At 53.6% G+C, this 19,721-nt stretch carries 16 protein-coding genes; 8 read left to right on the top strand and 8 right to left on the bottom strand.

The features are described 5' to 3' along the window. Window positions 1–2: 2 nt before the first annotated feature. Window positions 3–476 (top strand): OmpA family protein, encoded by a 474-nt coding sequence (locus ACO6VX_RS10630; RefSeq protein ID WP_172609058.1) that lies wholly within the window; start codon window positions 3–5, stop codon window positions 474–476. A gap of 158 nt (window positions 477–634) precedes the next feature. On the opposite strand, the gene ACO6VX_RS10625 is transcribed toward ACO6VX_RS10630, so the two are convergent. The 4 genes from ACO6VX_RS10625 to ACO6VX_RS10610 all read right to left on the bottom strand — a co-directional run bounded on the left by ACO6VX_RS10625 (window position 635) and on the right by ACO6VX_RS10610 (window position 5,254). Next, window positions 635–1,645: a Gfo/Idh/MocA family protein gene (locus tag ACO6VX_RS10625; RefSeq protein WP_010670304.1), complete on the bottom strand. Its 1,011-nt coding sequence runs from the start codon at window positions 1,643–1,645 to the stop codon at window positions 635–637. A 9-nt stretch (window positions 1,646–1,654) separates the two neighbouring features. Further along, window positions 1,655–2,482, bottom strand: coding sequence for a TIM barrel protein (locus ACO6VX_RS10620; protein ID WP_064690751.1), 828 nt, complete (start codon window positions 2,480–2,482; stop codon window positions 1,655–1,657). Between the two features lie 99 nt (window positions 2,483–2,581). Continuing rightward, the gene (locus ACO6VX_RS10615) at window positions 2,582–4,030 is read right to left on the bottom strand and encodes a sugar porter family MFS transporter (protein ID WP_022624758.1); all 1,449 of its coding nucleotides are present in this window, start codon (window positions 4,028–4,030) and stop codon (window positions 2,582–2,584) included. 321 nt (window positions 4,031–4,351) lie between these two features. After that, complete coding sequence (locus ACO6VX_RS10610) at window positions 4,352–5,254, bottom strand: LysR family transcriptional regulator (RefSeq protein ID WP_033786949.1); 903 nt, start codon at window positions 5,252–5,254, stop codon at window positions 4,352–4,354. Window positions 5,255–5,354: 100 nt separating this feature from the next. On the opposite strand from ACO6VX_RS10610, the gene ACO6VX_RS10605 reads away from it, so the two are divergent. The 5 genes from ACO6VX_RS10605 to ACO6VX_RS10585 all read left to right on the top strand — a co-directional run bounded on the left by ACO6VX_RS10605 (window position 5,355) and on the right by ACO6VX_RS10585 (window position 9,463). Continuing rightward, on the top strand, window positions 5,355–6,422 hold the full coding sequence (locus ACO6VX_RS10605; protein ID WP_010247277.1) for an SDR family oxidoreductase: 1,068 nt from the start codon (window positions 5,355–5,357) through the stop codon (window positions 6,420–6,422). A gap of 88 nt (window positions 6,423–6,510) precedes the next feature. Then, on the top strand, window positions 6,511–7,167 hold the full coding sequence (locus ACO6VX_RS10600; RefSeq protein WP_033768487.1) for an SDR family oxidoreductase: 657 nt from the start codon (window positions 6,511–6,513) through the stop codon (window positions 7,165–7,167). A 997-nt stretch (window positions 7,168–8,164) separates the two neighbouring features. Continuing rightward, entirely contained in the window at window positions 8,165–8,656 is a 492-nt protein-coding gene (gene tssD, locus ACO6VX_RS10595; protein ID WP_033760320.1) for a type VI secretion system tube protein TssD, read from the top strand. Window positions 8,657–8,666: 10 nt separating this feature from the next. After that, a complete protein-coding gene (locus ACO6VX_RS10590; RefSeq protein WP_045140134.1) occupies window positions 8,667–9,035 on the top strand; it encodes a DUF2778 domain-containing protein in 369 nt (122 codons plus the stop codon). Continuing rightward, entirely contained in the window at window positions 9,032–9,463 is a 432-nt protein-coding gene (locus ACO6VX_RS10585; protein WP_235038343.1) for a Shiga toxin A subunit, read from the top strand. Before ACO6VX_RS10590 ends, ACO6VX_RS10585 begins: the two co-directional genes overlap by 4 nt. 154 nt (window positions 9,464–9,617) lie before the next feature. On the opposite strand, the gene fumA is transcribed toward ACO6VX_RS10585, so the two are convergent. Together fumA and ACO6VX_RS10575 are read right to left on the bottom strand one after the other, a co-directional pair. Continuing rightward, a complete protein-coding gene (gene fumA, locus ACO6VX_RS10580; RefSeq protein ID WP_022624760.1) occupies window positions 9,618–11,264 on the bottom strand; it encodes a class I fumarate hydratase FumA in 1,647 nt (548 codons plus the stop codon). Between the two features lie 156 nt (window positions 11,265–11,420). Then, window positions 11,421–12,929 carry an anion permease gene (locus tag ACO6VX_RS10575; RefSeq protein WP_010247273.1) on the bottom strand — a complete coding sequence of 503 codons (1,509 nt, stop codon included), beginning with the start codon at window positions 12,927–12,929 and terminating at the stop codon, window positions 11,421–11,423. A 588-nt stretch (window positions 12,930–13,517) separates the two neighbouring features. Between ACO6VX_RS10575 and ACO6VX_RS10570 the strand changes: the two genes are divergently transcribed. Next, window positions 13,518–16,298 (top strand): flavocytochrome c, encoded by a 2,781-nt coding sequence (locus ACO6VX_RS10570; protein WP_031592419.1) that lies wholly within the window; start codon window positions 13,518–13,520, stop codon window positions 16,296–16,298. Between the two features lie 63 nt (window positions 16,299–16,361). Further along, window positions 16,362–17,324, top strand: coding sequence for an FAD:protein FMN transferase (locus tag ACO6VX_RS10565; RefSeq protein WP_422458114.1), 963 nt, complete (start codon window positions 16,362–16,364; stop codon window positions 17,322–17,324). Here ACO6VX_RS10565 and dcuR read toward each other — a convergent pair. Next, window positions 17,318–18,037 (bottom strand): two-component system response regulator DcuR, encoded by a 720-nt coding sequence (dcuR, locus tag ACO6VX_RS10560; RefSeq protein WP_009093030.1) that lies wholly within the window; start codon window positions 18,035–18,037, stop codon window positions 17,318–17,320. The genes ACO6VX_RS10565 and dcuR overlap by 7 nt on opposite strands. After that, window positions 18,034–19,623: a sensor histidine kinase gene (locus ACO6VX_RS10555; RefSeq protein WP_045140131.1), complete on the bottom strand. Its 1,590-nt coding sequence runs from the start codon at window positions 19,621–19,623 to the stop codon at window positions 18,034–18,036. Before ACO6VX_RS10555 ends, dcuR begins: the two co-directional genes overlap by 4 nt. Window positions 19,624–19,721 lie beyond the last annotated feature (98 nt).

The following is a 19,721-nucleotide window of genomic DNA, read 5'->3' as shown; positions in this document are numbered from 1 at the left end:
AGATGAAAAAAAATATTTCCCTGATGCTGCTTATTTTGGCGCTGGTCGGTTGTCAGTCTAAAGAACGTTTTAGTGAGGCGCAGATCGCAGCGATGAAGCGTGCGGGATTCACTCAAAATAGGGAAGGCTGGGGATTAGGCTTATCAGACAAGATCCTGTTTGGTGTAAACGAATCAGAACTTACACCCTCCAGCAAAAGTAACATTCAGGGGATGGCAAAAAACCTGGCGTCGACCGGTATTAAGCATGTGCGAATTGACGGGCACACCGATAATTACGGCAAACCGGATTATAACCAACAGCTGTCGCTAAAAAGAGCTAACGCAGTCGCGTCACAGTGGGCGGAAGGGGCTGCTATACCGCGCGAAAATATTATCACACGTGGATTAGGCATGAGTGCACCGGTTACCAGTAACAATAGTGCACAGGGACGCGCGCAAAATCGGCGTGTGGCAATTGTGATTACTGCGCCGTGATAATGAGTTAGCAGTGAGCAGTGCTGCACGCTCAGGCCGGTATGACTCAATATCCTGCCTGGCGGCTTTATCCGGTTACCGATGATGCGTGAAGAGCCGCTGGAAAAGATGAAACGGAGGGGGAAATGCACGGCGGAACCCGCCGTGCAGCGTTGCTATCAGCGATAAAAAGCCGGTCTTGCTGGCATAGTGACCGGCACAATCTCACCGGAAGTCTGGGCCGCGACGCAGGCATCAGCGGCCACCGCGGCGGCGTAACCATCCCAGGCGGAGGGACCGGTCATCTCACCGCTGATGACGTTGTTGATAAATGCCTGTAACTCCACGTCATACGCATCGATAAAGCGCTTTTTCCAGTCAGTCAGAATGGTGGTGGAGAGCTTAGCCGCGCTGCGAAGCTGCACAGAGACCGGCTCCGGCAGACGAGCAATGCCGCTTTCACCCACCACTTCACACTGAATGTCGTAACCATATTCACAGTTCACGAAGATTTCGACATCAATGCGCGCCCCTTTGGTGGTCTCAAGCAGCACGATTTGCGGATCGCGCAGATGTGACGACGCCTTACGGGTTTTACGCGGGAAGATCACCTGCACGCTGGCATAATCATCATCCAGCAGCCAGCGCAGCACATCGAGTTCGTGGATCAGGGTGTCGGTGATCGCCATGTCGGTGGTGTAGCTGTCGCCCACTTCCGGGTTGCGGTGTGCGCAGTGCAGCATCAAAGGCTCGCCAATTTCGCCGCTGTCGATCACCGCTTTTAGTGCACGATAGCCGCTGTCATAAGGGCGCATAAACCCGACCTGCACCAGCTGACGTCCTGCCTTAATTTCTGCTTCCACAATGTTCATGCAGCCCTGCGCGGTAACCGCCAGCGGTTTTTCGCAGAACACCGCTTTACCCGCCTCAATGCAGGCCAGCACAAAGGCTTCATGCGTCGGGCCCCAGGAGGTGACCAGCACCGCATTGACCTGCGGATCGTTAATCAGATCAATCGCATTGTCATAAATGCGCGCTTCCGGCGTCAGCTCATTAACGATTTGCTGGCAGTTTTCACGGTTGATATCGTTAAGCGCCACCACGCGCGCATTCTGTAACACGGTGCTGCAACGGCGGATGTGTTCGCGACCGATTGCGCCGGTGCCGATGACGCCAATATTAATAGTCATGATAATTCCTTAAGCTGAGTGGTTTAACAGCTGGATGCTGTCGCGAATTTCGCGGGCAATGTCCGCTTCCTGCCAGCTGTTCATCACTGAGGAGAACGGCTCAAAGGCGTAAAGGCCGGTGTAACCCATCTTCTCCAGTCGCTCGACCTGCTGCTTGCTGCGCAAGCGGTCTTCCGCGCTGAGCATGATGCGTTCTTCGTCGGTTAGCTGATTAACCGGGCGCGGGTCGGTGACGCCGGAAAGGTGAATCAGACCGATCTGCTGAATATCGATCTCCTGTTCGAAAGTCTGTTCCGCATCTTCAAACAGATGATGATGGAAGGTATCGATCAGCAATCTGAATGGCACACCCGCTTCATGGATCAGCGTCTGAGCCTGAGTAGCCGAACGCAGCGAGCTTTGCGGAAAGCCCAGCGGCTCCACCAGCCCCTGAATACCTGCCTCAGCGAACAGCGGGGCCAGGGTTTTCAGCGCGCTTACGGTGTCTGCAGCGCTAATCGGCGTGCCGTCATTAAGCGGGCAGAGCACCAGCGATTCAGCGCCGACCGCCTGCGCATCACTTAACAGCTGGCGGGTGCGTTGCAGCACCTCTTCATTCAGCTGATTAAAGGGATAGAGCGCATTGATGGTCACAATCCGGATGCCTGACTCACGCGCCAGAGCTTTTACCTCGTCGCCGCTGAGATCGTCGGTGACGCGGCCGCTGGGCATATCATTACGCAGTTCGACATTATGGATACCGAGCTGGCTGACCAGTTTAAAGAACTGCGGAAGGGTGAGGCTGGGCGCAATTTTACGGTTGATGCAAAAGCGCGCGTTGGGAATATTCAGGCTCATAATAATTTCCTTGAATGTAGGGGGTACAGTGTTAATAGCAATCGGGTAGTCAGCGTAATGACGCGGGCCGTGAGTTTTTCAATACGGACGTTTCAGGCACTATTTCTTGCCGTTGCCGTTATAAAGCGCATAGAAATAGTGCTCGACCTGCTCAAGACTTCTTCCCCGGGTCTCGGGAATAAACTTCACAACAAAAACAGAACCGCCGATGCCGATAGCCGCGAATATAAAGAAGGCTCCGGCCAGACCAAATGCGGCTAATAACAGCGGGAAGGCCATGGAGATGGCGAAGTTGGCGATCCACAGTGAGAAGACAGCGCCACCCATACAGATGCCACGCATCCGGGCGGGGAAGATTTCCGACAGCAGCAGCCAGGTAACGGGTGACAATGCGCCCTGCTGGAAGCAGAGAAACATCAGCATCCCCGCCAGCACCAGATAAGCCCGCAGCAGGTTGACCGTGCCGTTGAGGTATTCCGGCATCAGCCAGCAGACCAGCCCGATAAAGAACAGGCAGCAGGTGCAGCCCATCTGTCCGATTAACACCAGCGGACGGCGTCCCACTTTGCCGATTAGCCAGATACCCGCCAGCGTCATCACCACGGAGATCACGCCATTGGCGATGGTGGCGAACAGCGCGGCATCGTTGCTCAGTCCGGCGGCGGTCAGCATGGTGGGGGCGTAATACATAATGGTATTCACCCCGGTCAGCTGCTGGATGGCGGCAATACCCACGCCCAGCAGGAAGATTTTCATCAGCCAGGGTGTGGCGAGATCGCGCAGGCGGCCTTTGCCACGCTGACGGTTCTCTTCAATGGTTTCCTCAATCTCTTCCAGTTCCCACTCGACATCGTCGGCGGCGCGGGTTTTTTCCAGTACCTCACGCGCTGCCTGACTGCGGCCTTTCATTACGTGCCAGCGCGGGGTTTCAGGCATAAAAATCATGCCGATCCAGAGCAGAACAGCGGGGACAATCGACAGCGCCAGCATCCAGCGCCAGGTATTTTCGCCGCCCCAGATATCGTTAAAGGTGGCGTTGGAGATGTACGCCAGCAGCTGACCGCTGACGATCATCAGCTCCTGCAGGGTGACCAGCTGGCCACGTTTATTGGCGGGGGCGATTTCTGCGATGTAGACCGGCACGGTCGCGGCAGCACCCCCCACGGCAAAGCCCAGGAACAGGCGAGAAGCGATCATCCAGGTGACATCAGGCGCCAGCGCCGAGCCGACAGCGCCAAAAGCGAAGATAAGCGCCAGCGCAATGATAATGCGTCGTCTGCCGAGGCCATCAGCCAGATGACCGGCTGCCAGCGCGCCGAAGGCTGCACCAAACAGCAGGGAACTGGTGACCAGCCCGGTAGTAAATGGGGTGAGATGCAGATCGCCGCGCATAAACAGCAACGCGCCTGAGACCACACCGGTGTCATAACCAAACAGCAATCCACCCAGGGTGGCGACCAGCGCAATAATCTTCACAAAAGGCTCGGTGCGGGTGGTGCTATTTGGACCGGATGCCGGGTTCGACGAGATATAAAGTTCTTTTTCCATGAATACTCCTGGTAATAACGGCAAAGACAAAACGTCAGAACATGAAGAAGACATCACCCTACTGATATTTTTATTTCGGGTTAAATTATATTTGAAACTTAGTTTTCATTATGTGAGCTCAACCCTTCCGCCATTTTTATTTTGATGGGATTCCATCAGGGCGAAAATAAAAACATTAAATTTAAGCGGGTTATAGGGGAGATCGATAAGTTACCGGCGGTTCAGGCAGGGAAGAACAGGGGGAAATCAGCGTGTAGAAAGATTAAATGATCGCAGTCAGGATGAAACATCCCAACCGCGATAAACAGATAGCAGGGTGGGTTAGCGGATTTCCAGCGCGGTGAGCGCCGATAACAGTGCATCGACCTTAGGCAGGAACTGTTTACGGCGTGGCCACACCACGCTCAGCGTCAGCCCCTCGGGCTGCAACTGCGGCAAAATTATCTCCAGATCGCCCTGTTTCACGGCATGCTGAATCAGCCACGAGGGCATTTGTGCCACACCCAGCCCGGCGATGACAGCCTGCAGCTGGGCATCGACGTCGCCCAGTGCCAGCCGGTACGGCACCTCGCGCCAGTGCGGCTGACCATCTTCGGTGGTGAACAGCCAGGGTTTGGTGCTGCCATCTACACGCTCATAAAGGATGGCGCGGTGGTTCAGCAGCGCCGCCTCATCTTCAGGTCGTCCTTCACGTGCCAGATAAGCGGGTGAGGCACAGAACTGCATCTGCTCGCGGCCCATATTGCGCCAGCCCAGCGAAGCAGGCAGGTCGGGCGCGCCGCCGATCCGTACCGCCACATCCACGCCCTCTTCAAACAGGTCAACAAAGCGGTCAGAAAAACTCAGGCTCAGAGCCAGTTCCGGGTGTTGCTGACAAAAGGGCATCAGCAGCGGCATCACATTGAGGCGGCCATAGGTGGTGGGCACCGCCAGGCGCAGGCGACCGGAAGGAATGGTTCGCTGTGCCGCCAGCACCGCTTCGGCTTCGGCCAGATCCTCCAGAATGCGCAGGCAGGTCTGGTAATAGGCGCTGCCCGCGTCGGTGAGGTGCAGGCTCCGTGTGGTGCGCTCCAGCAGTCGCGAACCTAATCGCGTCTCCAGGCGGCTGACGCTTTTACTGACCGCCGATCCCGTCACGTGCAGACGCTCCGCAGCGGCGGTAAAACTGCCAGACTCTACGCTGGCAACAAACGGCAGAATATCTTTGAGGCGATGATCGTGCATCGATTAATGAACTCAGGTTGAGAATGCTGTGAATAAATGCCAGAGATAAGAACTGAATTCTCTATTAGGCTTAGCATTACGCAAAACGAGGAGAAATCAAATGAAAAAGCATGCTTTGATTGTGGGCATCAGTGGCGTTATTGGTCGCGGACTGGCAGATAAATTACAGAAGGAAGGCTGGCAGGTCAGCGGTCTGTCACGCGGACGTGGCGCGGTACCTGAAGGTGTCACCAGCCTGACGGCCGATCTGACCGATGCGGATGCCGTCCGGGACGCGCTGAAAACAGAGAAACCGGATGCGCTGTTCTTTAGCGTCTGGGCGCGTCAGGAAAATGAAAAAGAGAATATCCGCGTTAACGGCGGCATGGTGCGGAATGTGATTGAAGCACTCGGTGACCGCTTACAGGGTTCGCACGTGGCACTGGTAACCGGACTGAAGCACTACCTGGGGCCGTTTGAAGCTTACGGCAAAGGCGCTGTGCCTGTCACGCCGTTCCGTGAAGAGCAGGGCCGTCAGCCGGTCGATAACTTCTACTACGCGCAGGAAGATGAAGTGTTCGCTGGTGCAGAGAAGTATGACTACCGCTGGAGTGTGCATCGCCCACACACCATCATCGGTTATGCCGTGGGCAATGCGATGAATATGGGTCAGACGCTGGCGGTCTACGCAACGCTGTGTAAAGAGAAAGGCTGGCCGTTTATTTTCCCTGGCTCACCTGAGCAGTGGAACGGTGTCGTTGATATGACCGATGCGGGTCTGCTGGCTGAGCAACTGCACTGGGCGGCGACCTCACCTAATGCCGCTAATCAGGATTTCAATGCGGTAAACGGCGATGTGTTCCGCTGGAACTGGATGTGGCCAAAACTGGCTGACTATTTCGGCATTGAAGCAGCAGAATACCCGGCGCAGATGATGCCGCTGGAAGATCGCATGCAGGAAGCCGCCAGTGCGTGGCAGGCGATTGCAGAGCAGCATCAGTTGCGTGAATCGGATGTCACCAGACTGGCTTCCTGGTGGCATACCGATGCCGACCTGGGACGTCCGATGGAAGCCTTTACCGATATGAGTAAGAGCCGTAAAGCGGGCTTCACCGGCTATCGCAGCACGCTTGACTCCTTTACTCAGCTGTTTGATAAGCTGAAAGCGGAAAAAGTGATCCCGCAATAACCCAGCAGGCGCCGCATCAGGCGCCTGTTTTGTTTCAGGCTGCTAGCTATACTCTGGCACTCAATCAGTAAATGGAGGATTGGATTCTATGGCGACATGTTTCATTATCGGCGCAGCGGGCAAAGTGGGCCAAAAGCTGACCCGTCAGCTGAGCAGTAAAGGCCATACAGTAACGGCGCTGCATCGCAAACCGGAACAGGCAGAGACGCTGCAGGCCGCAGGTGCTGAACCAGTGGCTGGCGATATTCAGCAACTGAGCGTGACGGCACTGGCAGATCTGATGACCGGTCACGATGTGGCTGTCTTCACGGCGGGTGCGGGCGGTGCCGGGATCGAGCTGACCAATGCCATCGACGGAGAAGGACTGAAGCTGGCGGTTGCCGCAGCAGAGCAGGCGGGAGTATCACGCTTTATGCTGGTTTCCGCTTTCCCGGATGCGGGCCGCGGTAAAACTCCCTCAGAGGGATTTGAGAATTACATGCGGGTGAAGCGTCTGGCGGATGCGGAGCTGGTAGCGAGTAAGCTGGAGTGGGTGATCCTGCGACCGGGTACGCTGACCGATGAAGCCGGTACCGGCCGGGTTCATGCCGATCTGGCGATTCCGTATGGTGAGATCCCGCGCGAAGATGTGGCGGCGACACTGGTCGGCCTGATCGAAAATCCGGCGATTAAGTATCAGATCATCGAACTCACCAAAGGTGATGTGCAGATTGATGTGGCGTTGCAGCGGCTGCAGCGAGGCTAAAAAACTGCCTCAAAAAGTTGGAAACTCAACTTATTCAGATGCAGTTCAGGGAAGAGTCCAGGCTCTTTTCCTGAATAACGTTTTACGGTAGTCAGACATTACCAGGAATAAGAGGGATGGCTACCGTGAAGCTGCTGCCCGTCATGTCGTTGGCGTAAGGTTGTTGGTCGCCGAATCTCTGCTCATTATTAGACTGTTAATCCCACGCCGTTATTCATCAATTATTTATCTGAAAAACAGCCAAATGCCAAATTGAAGGCTGAACGCCGATGATATGCCATGTAGTTATCCCGTCTGAAAATATCGCTCATGGAAATGGCCGGTCGTAGGCATTTTACAGCGTGACTGCACCGGTGGCAGCGTTAATCAAAAGAAGGCAATGAGGTAGCTGAATTTTATGTTAGCGGCGAAAAGCGTTAACTCTCTCCGATAATTTACCCCTTCAGTACTGAAGTCATGTCCGAAAGTCGTTCAGAAATTCCCGCCACGGCGCGAGTTAATAAATGTCAGTCAAGGCATTTACGCGGCTATCAGCGGCTGATTCACCTGTGCTTCATATCAATCTGCGGTTGCAGATCCAGATGACAACTTATCATTAAAAGCTTCGGTCAGCATATGTGGTGCAGATTCCTTCGTGTAAGTGAAACTGCTTTAATAACGCTATAGCTGAAAGCTTTTTCGTCACGCTTTAATCCCTGGACTTCATTCTGGAGGAGTCAGATAGTATTAGTTGTGCAGAGGAAGGTCATAGACACTGGGCTCCCCACTATAACTCTGAACGCATCAGTCTGCGTCTCATTAGCTTCAGCCCGGTTAAGTTCAGATTACAATAAAAGAGGGTGTCCTGAGGGCAAAGATAGGATGCGTGAGCAGACCGAAAATGGAGGAATATATGCGTTTTTATTGATTGCCATTAATTAAATGTCATTCAGCATTTCATAATGGGAGCGCAGGCGGAGGATACTATCACTCTTCATATGACAAAGGAGTGTGTTAAATGGCTATACCAGTATATCTGTGGCTTTACGATGAAGAAGGGAAATTAATAAAAGGCTCTGTCGATGTCACTGAACGCGAAGGAAGCATTGAGGTAACTGGGATGCAGCATAATTTATTTATTCCAACGGACGACACAACAGGTGCAGTGACAGGCGCGCGGCAACATGAGGCTTATACTTTTGAAAAAACTATTGATAGCGCATCGCCGCAATTGTATAAAGCGCTAACAACAGGGGAAACGCTAGCAAAAGCAGTGTTCAGCTTCTACCGCATCAATTACAACGGTCAGGAAGAGGAGTATTTCGTAACGAAACTCGAGTGTGTGAAGGTTTGTCACGTCGTGACGGTTATGTTCGATACTAAAGACCCGGATTTTGAAAGGCACGGTCACGTAGAGCATGTCGGGCTGCGTTATGAACAAATAGCTTGGCATTATACAGATGGCAATATTAAACACACCGATAGCCTGGAAGAGCAGAAAACAGCATAAGGAAATCACAATGGCTAAATGGATTTATAAACAAAGTACGGGTGAGTTATATCGCGATGGCAAGTTAATTGAAACAGGCTACTCTGGTATTCTTACAAACAAAAATAATCCTGACCGCGAGCAGGTTCGTGGTATGGGTCCAATCCCGCGAGGAACCTGGAGAATCGGCAGTGCCGGAACCAGCAAAGGCCCGCTCACAATTACTCTGGTTCCGCTCAGCGTCAACGCTTATGAGCGTGATATGGGTACATTCAGGATGCACGGAGACAAACGCCACGGCATCAGAGGTTTTGCCTCTGCTGGCTGCATAATTATGGGACCATCAACACGCTTACTGGTTAGTAAAGATTACGGCGCAATTCTGGAGGTGGTGCGGTGATTAATCATTATGTGCTGAGTCTGGCCCTGGCCCTGTTACCGTTCGCTGGTTACACAGCAGATACACCTGGCAGTGAATGCGCCGCTCGGGGTCATTATGCGGAGGAGATGCTCTTATCTGCTATAACCAAAGAAGGTGTTAATGGGATTGAGCGAGATAAAACAACAGTTGAAGTGCTAAATCTTTCCCTCGTTTCCGATGCGTTAGCGCATCAGTTTGCGCAGAAAGACGCTAAAACAGGTAAAGGTCTCTTGCTCAAAGATTACTTCGATATTTACCACAATAACGGCGCAATGAACCTGACGGTTAAATACACCTATACCAACGTGAAAGGCGCAAAAAATGTATATATTGTCTCCAGTATACTAAATAACGATGAGTGCTCTGTCCGATTCAACGGATATTTGACACTTTCCCGTGAGTTCTGAAGGGGGGTTAGCTATCCCGGGAAAAGTTGTCAGATAAAAGAGTTGCGAATTTATGTTGGGTTCCCCGGCCAACCTGAAATTGATTAGCCGGGGAAATTTTTAAAATCTCCTGCGTCCTGCCTTTCGGAGGCTGTTCGATTAAAGGTCTTTTTCGTTACTTAACGCATTTCGCGCAGTGCGCGCGCTCAATGTGCTGGAAGAAATCGTTACCTTTGTCATCGACCAGGATAAAGGCAGGGAAGTTCTCCACCTCGATTTTCCAGATTGCTTCCATTCCCAGCTCGGGATACTCCACGCATTCCAGACTTTTGATGCTCTGCTGCGCCAGCACCGCTGCCGGACCACCAATGCTGCCGAGATAGAAGCCGCCATGTTTATGACAGGCATCCGTCACCTGCTGGCTGCGATTGCCCTTGGCCAGCATGATCTTACTTCCGCCGTGCGCCTGCAGTAGATCCACGTAGGAATCCATACGACCGGCAGTGGTCGGGCCGAGTGAACCAGAAGCATAACCTTCAGGCGTCTTCGCCGGGCCAGCGTAATAGACCGGATGATCTTTGATGTACTGCGGTAATCCTTCGCCGTTATCGATGCGCTCTTTGAGTTTTGCATGTGCAATATCGCGCGCCACGATAATAGTGCCGGTCAGTGACAGGCGGGTTGAAACCGGATAAGCGGACAGTTGCGCCAGAATCTCTTCCATTGGGCGGTTGAGATCAACCTGCAACGCTTCACCTTCGCCCTGCTGACGCAGTGCTTCCGGGATCAGGCGGCCTGGGTTGGCTTCCAGTTTCTCAATCCAGATACCTTCACGGTTAATCTTCGCTTTGATGTTACGGTCAGCCGAGCAGGAGACGCCCATACCGATCGGGCAGGAGGCGCCGTGACGTGGCAGACGCACCACGCGGATATCGTGTGCAAAATATTTGCCGCCAAACTGCGCACCCAGACCGAGCTGCTGCGCCGCTTCCAGCAGTTCCTGCTCCAGCTGAACGTCGCGGAACGCCTGACCGTGCTCGTTGCCTTCAGTGGGCAGCCCGTCGTAATAGTGAGTTGAGGCGAGCTTCACGGTTTTCAGGGTGCTTTCTGCCGAGGTGCCGCCGATGACAAACGCAATATGGTAGGGCGGACAGGCTGCGGTGCCGAGGGTACGCATCTTATCTACCAGGTAATTTTTCAGCTTGCCCGGGCTCAGCAGCGCTTTGGTTTCCTGATAGAGATAGGTTTTATTGGCGGAACCACCACCTTTAGCGATACAGAGGAACTTATACTCATCGCCATCCACGCTGTAGAGGTCGATCTGCGCTGGCAGGTTAGTGCCGGTATTCACCTCTTTATACATATCCAGAGCGGCATTCTGCGAATAGCGCAGGTTATCTTCGATATAGGTGTTGTAGATACCCTGTGACAGCGCAGCTTCATCACCGCCGCCGGTCCAGACGCGCTGGCCCTTTTTGCCCATGATGATCGCGGTGCCGGTATCCTGACAGGTTGGCAGCACGCCTTTGGCGGCAATTTCAGAGTTCCTTAAAAACTGCAGGGCGACATATTTATCATTGTCGCTGGCTTCCGGGTCATCAAGGATGGAGGCGACCTGCTGCTGGTGGGCCGGACGCAGCATAAAAGAGGCGTCGTGGAACGCCTGCTGGCTGAGTAACGTCAGCGCCTGCGGATCGACTTTAAGGATTTCCTGACCTTCAAACTCGGAGACGGAGACATGCTCACGACTCAGCAGATAGTATTCGGTATCTTCGTGGGACAGCGGGAAAGGGTTCTGATAGACAAAAGGCTTGTTCGACATTTTTTCTCACTTAATGACCGGCTGAACCTCCGCGGACAGGCTGCGGGGCGCAACATCATAGGCGAATTAATTGTTTATTATGCTTCCCCACCGCGGGTGCGGTGGGGAAGTGCAGGAATGGTATCTTATAACGCGTTGATCTGCATGTTGTATCCGTCAGAACAACCACACCATCCACGGATAGGCAATCAGCATCATGGAGCCTAAGAAGATGGCACCGAAGATGGTTCCCAGACGCCAGTAGTCTTTGGTAGGCAGATAACCGCTGCCGTAGTAAATCGGGCTTGGACCAGTACCGTATGGCGTGATGATGCCCATCACACCCAGAGAGGTACACAACATCAGGCAGAAGACCGGCATATTGATGCCCGGAATGGAGGCTGCAATGGTCAGCATGGCCGGTAACAGCGCGGTGGTGTGTGCGGTGGTACTGGCAAAAAGGTAGTGCAGCAGGAAGAAGGCGATTAACAGCACCACGGCCGAAACCTGTGGGTCATAACCCTGCAGCAGCATGCCACCCTCTTTACCTAACCAGGTAATAAAGCCAACGCGGGCCAGACCATCGGCCAGTGCCACCAGGGTGGCGAACCAGGCAAAGGTGTTCCAGGCCGGTTTATTACTGGTGATGTCATTCCAGGTCAGTACGCCGGTCCACAACATCAGAACGACCACCAACAGCGCCGCCATGGCAGGTTCGATCCACGAGGTGGCGAAAATCCACATCAGCAGTGCACAGACTACAAACACCAGCAGCAGGATTTCATTGCGGGTCAGTCTGCCCAGTTTTTCCAGTTCAGCGATGGCCCATTTCGGCACTTCATCATTGATTTTAACTTCAGGTGGGTAGAACCAGTAAGCCAGCAGCGGCATGGTCAGAATCAGCAGCACACCCAGCGGCAGGAAGGCCAGGAACCACATGCCCCATGAGATATCAAAACCGACGATGCTTTTTACCAGTGCCAGTGCCAGCAGGTTGGGTGCCAGCGCAGAGAGGAACATGGAGCTGGTAATACAGGCCGCGGTAATCGCCACCCACATCAGATAGGAACCGATTTTACGGGCGCTCGGGTCGTTAGGTTTAGAGCCGTAAAGCGGCGGCAGGTTGGCAATAATCGGGTAGATGGTACCGCCACTGCGCGCGGTGTTTGACGGCGTAAAGGGCGCAAGAAGCAGGTCAGCAAAGGTAATGGCATAACCCAGCGTCAGACTGCGGCGACCCAGATACTTCACCAGAATCAGGGCCAGGCGGCGACCAAACTGCGTTTTGTCATAACCTGCGGCGAACATAAAGGCACCGAAGATCAGCCAGACCGTGGAGTTGCCGAACCCACTTACCGCCCATTTGAACGACTCACTGGCGACTTTGAATTTCGGGTTAGCCAGTTCAGCCGGGCTGAAGAGCAGAAACTGGCTGAACAGCGCGATGACTACCACGCCGGTCAGGCCGATCACCGCGCCTGGCAGGGGTTCAAAGATCAATCCGACAATCACGCCGACGAAGATGGCGAAGAAGTGCCAGGCGTAGGGTTCGAGTCCGGCTGGTGTGGGCACCAGCAACAGCAACACGGCAACGAGCACCGGCAGAGCAAGCATGATAGCTTTCTTTTTACCCGGCGCCGCAGGTGCGACTTTTGGGGGTTCAGTTACAGCTGAGAGTGGTTTCATAGTATTTTATCTGCAAGTTAAGAAGAATGCGATTTGCGCCCCGGACCTTCACTGATGACTTTCTTTCTTATTCTTAATAGTGTGAATAAACCGCGATGCACTGATTTTTTAATCGACTGCTTAGCTATTGAGCTGCATTTTTAAATCCATGTAAATATGATGCGATTTTTGCAAATATAGATTTTGATCCAGATCAAAGAAATTAATTCATTATTCCCCATTTTTAACATTTATTTTTTATTTATATTTACGGCATCGACATTTTGACAGTTATGTGAAGCTGGTCGACAAATCACCAGCTCACGCAAACTGAATGCCTTGCTTTAACTGCATGATGATAAACGATTTATTTTTTATGTAAACGAATGGTTGATTTTTGGTTACCCATGGTTAACAATTAATATAACTTCACTTTATGCATTCGGCAAATAAAAACTCTAAATCATTTAAAAGTTAAAAAAGTAAATTTATCGCTTATGAAAGCAAAGAAAAGGGTATATTAGTCTCATGACATCGGACCACTTAATTAAGCGATAATTTGCGTCCGCTAAAAAATTTCCAGACTTTTAAATCTTGGAGTTTATCGCAATGAAATCTCTCACCCCTATCCTTAATCCACTGACCCTGCCTAATGGCGCTGTGTTGAAAAACCGACTGGTAATGGCACCGATGACCACCTGTACCGGCTTTTATGACGGTACGGTCACCAGTGAGCTGGTCGAGTACTATCGCGCACGTGCAGGCAGCATCGGAACCGTGATCGTTGAATGCTGCTTCATTGACAACCGTGGCCCGGCATTTCCGGGTGCCATTGCTATCGACAGCGACAACAAAATCCCTGGTCTGAAACGCATTGCGGACGCGATTAAATCTGAAGGCTCTACGGCCATTTTGCAGATCTATCACGGCGGCCGTATGGTGGAACCGGAGCTGATTGGTGGCAAAACGCCGGTTGCGCCAAGCGCCATCGCGGCACCGCGTGAAGGTGCAACCAAACCCCTGGCGCTGAGCGCCGAAGAAGTCGAAACCATGATCACCAAATTTGGTGATGCGGTGAACCGCGCTATCAAGGCCGGTTTCGATGGCGTCGAAATTCATGGTGCTAACACCTACCTGATTCAGCAGTTCTATTCGCCGAACTCTAACCAGCGCGATGACAAGTGGGGCGGCAGCCGCGATAACCGCGCACGCTTCCCGCTGGAAGTGCTGGAAATCACCCACAAGATGGCTGAGCGCTTCGCCCATAACTCTTTCATCATCGGCTATCGCTTCTCCCCGGAAGAGATCGAAGTGCCCGGCATTCGCTTTGACGACACACTCTATCTGCTGGAAAAACTGGCGGCGCGTGGACTCGATTACGTCCATTTCTCGGTAGGTCAGCTGCTGCGTCCGTCAATTGTCGATACTCAGGATCCGACGCCGCTGATTGAGAAATTCGTCGCGATGCGTTCGCCTGTGCTGGCAAAAGTACCGGTGATTGGTGTTGGCGGCGTCGTCAATAAAGCCGATGCCGAGCTGGCGCTGGAGAAAGGCTACGATCTGGTGGCGATTGGTAAAGCCTGCATCGCTTACCCGAACTGGGCTGACCGCATCATCAATAACGAACACCTTGATCTCTACATCGACAGCAACAAACGCGAAGAGCTGCAGATCCCGGAACCGCTGTGGCGCTTCTCCCTGGTCGATGCGATGATCCGCGACATGAGTGAATCGGGCCGTAAATACAAAGCGGGCGTCTATCAGGAAAAAGTCGAAGCCGAAGCGCTGAAACTGAAAATCAACGTCACGCTGGATACTGACCGTATCACCGACATCTCGCTGGTGCCGGATGACACCCTGGATGTGGACTTCACCACCACCTTTGAAAGCCTGCGTAGCCGCATCCTGGTGGCTAACAGCCCGCACGTCGATGCGATTACCGGGGCGACTACCCAGAGTGAGGCGCTGAAAAAAGCGGTTTCACGCGCGCTGACCACCTCCAGCAAAGAGCATGTGATTGAAGAGGGCGGCAACCCTAACGCACCGCAGAATTACGATGTGGTGATTGTGGGCAGCGGCGGCGCCGGTCTTGCGGCGGCGATTCAGGCGCACGATGAAGGTGCGCGCGTGGTCATCATCGAGAAGATGCCGACCATCGGCGGTAACACCATTAAAGCTTCAGTGGGCATGAACGCCGCGGAAACCCGTTTCCAGAAACTCAAAGGCATCGAAGACAGCAAAGAGCTGTTCTACGAGGAGACGCTGAAAGGCGGTCAGTTTAAAAATAATCCGGTGCTGCTACGTGAGTTTGTAGAGCTGGCACCGGAGGCGATTGAGTGGCTGGCGAATCACGGCATTGAGCTTAACGACATCACCATTACCGGCGGGATGAGCATCGATCGTACCCACCGTCCGGCGGATCGTTCAGCGGTGGGTGGCTTCCTGATCAGCGGTCTGGTTAAAAACATCAACAGCCGCAACATCGAAGTCCTGCTGGAAACCTCAGTCTCAGAAATCCTCTATGAGAACGGCGCGGTAGCGGGTGTGAGAGTGGTCGATGAGTACAACGACAGCCGTATCCTGAACGCGAAAAGCGTGATTGTGGCGACCGGCGGATTCAGTGCGAACCGGGAACTTGTAGTAAAATATCGCCCTGAACTCGATGGCTTTGTCACCACCAACCACAAAGGCGCCACCGGCAGCGGTATTGCCATGCTGGAAAAAATTGGTGCCGGAACCGTGGACATGGGCGAAATCCAGATTCACCCAACGGTTGAACAGACCACCTCTTATCTGGTCTCCGAATCCATTCGTGGCGGCGGTGCTATCCTGGTCAGTCAGGCGGGTGAGCGCTTCTACAACGAAATGGAAACCCGCGATAAAGTCTCGGCGCAGATTATCGCCTTGCCAGAGAAGAGTGCCTGGATTGTGTTTGACGAGCAGGTGCGGATGAATAACAAAGCGGCTGACGAATATATCGCCAAAGGCTTTGTGGTCAGCGCGCCAACCGTGGCAGAACTGGCGGTGAAACTCAACATGAGTGAGCATCATACGCTGGAAGCCACGCTGGCCCGTTACAACAACTTCGTTATCATGCAGAAAGATGAAGACTTCGGTCGTCAGACCGCGCTGCGTCATCCTCTGAGTGAAGCGCCGTTCTACGCGATTCGTGTTGCACCGGGCGTACACCACACCATGGGCGGCGTCACCATCGACACCACCACTGCGGTGCTGGACAGCCAGAAACAGGTGATTAACGGCGCCTGGGCCTGTGGCGAGGTGGTTGGCGGCATCCACGGCGCGAACCGCATCGGCGGTAACGCAGTCGCCGATATCATTATCTTTGGCATTCTGGCCGGTGGTAACGCCGCCGCTTACGCCCGACGTTAAGGGTCGTCTCCGGCATCCGCGCTCTGCGGATGCCGCTCTTTTCTTTTTCAAGCAGAGTCGCCTATGTTAACTGATGCGCGTGTCTATGCTTACTCCGCTGTCTTAATGGGTTCACCCATCCTGCTCAAACTCTTCGACGATAATCAGACCCTGGCCGGACAGGTCTTCCGTCTGATTAAACAGCAGGAGAATCTCTTCACGGTTAACCGCGGGGCGTCGGAAGTGATGGCGATTAATCACGCGGCAGGGCAGCATCCGGTGGTCGTGAGTCAGCCGGTGTTTGACCTGATCGCCTGCGCGCATGCGGTGAGCCTGCTGCCCGACAGCCTGTTTAATCTGGCTATCGGCCCGCTGGTGAAGTGCTGGAAAATCGGCTTTCAGGGCCACCGTGTTCCATCAGAGACAGAACTTCAGGCGCGCATGGCGCTGACGAATCCGCATGATGTTATTCTTGATGACGTAAGCCGCAGTGTCATGCTGGCCCTGCCGGGGATGGAGATCGACCTGGGCGCCATCGCCAAAGGCTATATCGCCGATGTTGTGCAGGCTTTTTTGCGCCAGCAGCAGGTCAGCAGTGCGCTGATTAATCTGGGCGGAAACGTGCAGACGGTGGGTGCGCCGCCAGAAGAGGCGGGCTGGTCAATCGGCCTGAAAAAACCGTTTGGTGAGGCCGATGAGCTGATCGGGGTGATCGGGGTGAATAATCGCTCGGTGGTGACATCCGGTATCTATGAGCGTTATTTCGAGCTGGATGGCGTCTGTTATCACCATATCCTCGACCCGCGTAGCGGTTATCCGCTGGATAACGACCTGCTGAGCGTCACCGTGATCTCTGAACGTTCACTGGATGGCGACATCTACACCACACTGCTTTACGGCCTCGGCGTTGAACAGGGCATTGCCTGCCTGGCGGAGCAACCGGGCATTGAAGCGATATTTGTGACCCGTGACAGGCAGGTGATCTGCTCGTCACAACGTCACTTTTCTTTTCAGTTACTGGACACCGATTACCGGCTGGTTCACTGACAATATTGTTTGAGTAAAGTGTGATACTCCGGCTGCAGGCGATAGCGATAAACCGGACGGCCCGTGACCCCATAATGAATGCTGGTGAACAGAATATTAATCTGCGCCAGCCAGATCAGATACTTGCGGCAGGAGACGCGAGAGATATTCACCTCGGTTGCCAGTTCGTCGGTGGAGAACTCGGTACCCGGATGGGCGTCGATCCACAGACACAGCGTGCGCAGCGTCTGCGGTGTTAATCCTTTCGGCAGTCGCTTCTGCTCGCTGGCCCCCGGCGGATTGCCATGCAACAACTGATCAACGTCCGACTGCTGATAGAACTGATGATTATCCATCAGCGATTTTTTCTGTCGCCAGCCAGTCAGCGCCTCTTCAAAGCGGGCAAACTGGAAAGGCTTGATCAGATAATCCACCACACCGTAGTTGAGTGAGGTTTTGATGGTGGCGGCATCTGCTGCTGACGAGATAATAATCACGTCAACCGGACGTCCTGCGCTGCGCAGTTCCGGCAACAGGTCGAGACCGTTCTCCTGCTGCATATAGATATCCAGCAGGATCAGATCAACCTGAGGTTCGGCCTGCGCCAGCCGCTCTTTGGCCTGCTGTAAGGTTGAGGCGGTGCCGCAGCAGGTAAAGCCTGGGATCTGCCCGATATAACAGCGATTCAGCTCGGCTACCATGGCGTCATCATCGACAACTAACACATTGATCATTGGGTAATCATTCCTCTCTCCCACGGAAGTTGTACTAAGAATTGGGTGAATACACCCGGTTCCGACTCGACACTGACACTGCCGCCCAGGCTTTCGGTCTGCTGCTTAACCAGAAACAATCCGACACCGCGATCTTCGCCTTTTGACGAGACGCCACGCTCAAAAATGGCGCTGAGCTGCGTAGCGTCGATCCCGGGTCCGTCATCACTCACTTCACAGGCTAACCAGCCATTCTGATAATGCAGCATGAGGTGGATCTCCCCTTCGGTTTCCGGGTCCAGCGCCTCAAGCGCATTTTCAATTAAATTGCCCAGCACCGTAATCAGTACCGCGCTCTGCTCCTCGCTGCCGCAGTCGGGCAGAAAACTCGCCTCATCGATAATCAGCTGATGGCCTTCATCGGTCACCCGGTTGATTTTGCTGAGCAGGAAACCCGCAATGATGGGCGATTTGATCTTTTGCAGCAGCGAACCAATCTCCGTCTGATAGGCGTTGGCGGTTTTCAGGATGTACTCTTCCATCTGCGCATAGTTTTTCATATGCAGCAGGCCCAGAATGACATGCAGCTTGTTCATGAACTCATGGGAACGTTCACGTAACGCGTCTACATAGTTTACCATGCCGTCCAGACGCTGCATCAGCTGGCTGATTTCGGTCTTGTCCCTGAAGGTGGTCACCGCGCCGATAATGCGGTCACGACTGCGAACCGGCACGGTATTGCTGATCAGGATGCGATTACCCAGCGTCAGCTCCTGATCGTGCCAGGCTTTGCCCGCATGCAGCGCATCCTGCTGATGGCGGTGCATTACGCTCTCTTCAGCAATCAGATCGCCGCTTAATGGCATCTTGCGGGTGGTCTCATGCAGCAGCTGCTGCGCCGCGTGGTTAATCAGGCTGACGCGTGACTCATCATCTACCGCAATCACACCCTCTTTAATAGAATTGAGGATCGCCTGACGCTGCTCGAACAGGCTGGAGATTTCATGCGGCTCCAGCCCGAGCAATATGCTCTTCAGGCGTCTGACCAGAATAAGAATCCCCAGCAGACCCACCAGGCCGCCAAATAAGACAGTCCAGACGATGTTCCAGCGGCTTTTGGCAATCTGCGCCGCCACATCATTTAGTGCGATGCCGATCGCCACCACGCCAATCTGCTGATGCTCTGCGTTATAGACCGGGGTAAATACCCGCAGTGCCTCTACCAGCACGCCGTGATTTACTGCCACATTTTCCCGCCCGCTGAGGGCCGGATAGATATCGTTGCCGACAAAATGTTTGCCAATCACCGCCGCGTTCGGGTGTGAAAAGCGAATGCCACGCATATCCGTCACCACCACAAACAGCAGGCCGTTGCGTTTGCGCGCAGCTTCAGCCAGTGGCTGAATCTGGCTGCTGCCGTCCGGTAACAGTAACCCACGCTGCACTTCAGGGCTGTCTGCCAGAGTGCGTGCCACTGCCATCGCCTTATCTTTAAGATGCGACTGAGCAAAGTTATCGATCTGCACAAAATAGAGCAGATGGACAGCGAGCAGCACGGTGACGATAACCGCGGTCATCATCAGGGTGGTCAGGGTACTGAGTTTCATGGGTCGTTTAGTCACGGCATGTCGGTTCTGTGGTTGGCTTGTCATTGGCGTTCAGCACGGGTGGGAGATCGCCCGGAAACATACGCTAACTGACCGCA

Origin of the sequence: Pantoea sp. BJFS-204 (assembly GCF_049310725.1) — a bacterium.
In the GTDB taxonomy this organism is placed as follows: Bacteria; Pseudomonadota; Gammaproteobacteria; order Enterobacterales; family Enterobacteriaceae; genus Pantoea; species Pantoea agglomerans.
Note: the sequence above shows the minus strand (reverse complement) of the source record. Positions and strands in the feature narration are given on the sequence as shown.

What these genes read in the sequence shown, in the direction of transcription:
- ACO6VX_RS10630 (WP_172609058.1), top strand. Translation starts at nt 3, where the DNA reads ATGAAAAAAAATATTTCCCTGATGCTGCTTATTTTGGCGCTGGTCGGT.
- ACO6VX_RS10625 (WP_010670304.1), bottom strand. Translation starts at nt 1,645, where the DNA reads ATGACTATTAATATTGGCGTCATCGGCACCGGCGCAATCGGTCGCGAA.
- ACO6VX_RS10620 (WP_064690751.1), bottom strand. Translation starts at nt 2,482, where the DNA reads ATGAGCCTGAATATTCCCAACGCGCGCTTTTGCATCAACCGTAAAATT.
- ACO6VX_RS10615 (WP_022624758.1), bottom strand. Translation starts at nt 4,030, where the DNA reads ATGGAAAAAGAACTTTATATCTCGTCGAACCCGGCATCCGGTCCAAAT.
- ACO6VX_RS10610 (WP_033786949.1), bottom strand. Translation starts at nt 5,254, where the DNA reads ATGCACGATCATCGCCTCAAAGATATTCTGCCGTTTGTTGCCAGCGTA.
- ACO6VX_RS10605 (WP_010247277.1), top strand. Translation starts at nt 5,355, where the DNA reads ATGAAAAAGCATGCTTTGATTGTGGGCATCAGTGGCGTTATTGGTCGC.
- ACO6VX_RS10600 (WP_033768487.1), top strand. Translation starts at nt 6,511, where the DNA reads ATGGCGACATGTTTCATTATCGGCGCAGCGGGCAAAGTGGGCCAAAAG.
- tssD (WP_033760320.1), top strand. Translation starts at nt 8,165, where the DNA reads ATGGCTATACCAGTATATCTGTGGCTTTACGATGAAGAAGGGAAATTA.
- ACO6VX_RS10590 (WP_045140134.1), top strand. Translation starts at nt 8,667, where the DNA reads ATGGCTAAATGGATTTATAAACAAAGTACGGGTGAGTTATATCGCGAT.
- fumA (WP_022624760.1), bottom strand. Translation starts at nt 11,264, where the DNA reads ATGTCGAACAAGCCTTTTGTCTATCAGAACCCTTTCCCGCTGTCCCAC.
- ACO6VX_RS10575 (WP_010247273.1), bottom strand. Translation starts at nt 12,929, where the DNA reads ATGAAACCACTCTCAGCTGTAACTGAACCCCCAAAAGTCGCACCTGCG.
- ACO6VX_RS10570 (WP_031592419.1), top strand. Translation starts at nt 13,518, where the DNA reads ATGAAATCTCTCACCCCTATCCTTAATCCACTGACCCTGCCTAATGGC.
- ACO6VX_RS10565 (WP_422458114.1), top strand. Translation starts at nt 16,362, where the DNA reads ATGTTAACTGATGCGCGTGTCTATGCTTACTCCGCTGTCTTAATGGGT.
- dcuR (WP_009093030.1), bottom strand. Translation starts at nt 18,037, where the DNA reads ATGATCAATGTGTTAGTTGTCGATGATGACGCCATGGTAGCCGAGCTG.
- ACO6VX_RS10555 (WP_045140131.1), bottom strand. Translation starts at nt 19,623, where the DNA reads ATGAAACTCAGTACCCTGACCACCCTGATGATGACCGCGGTTATCGTC.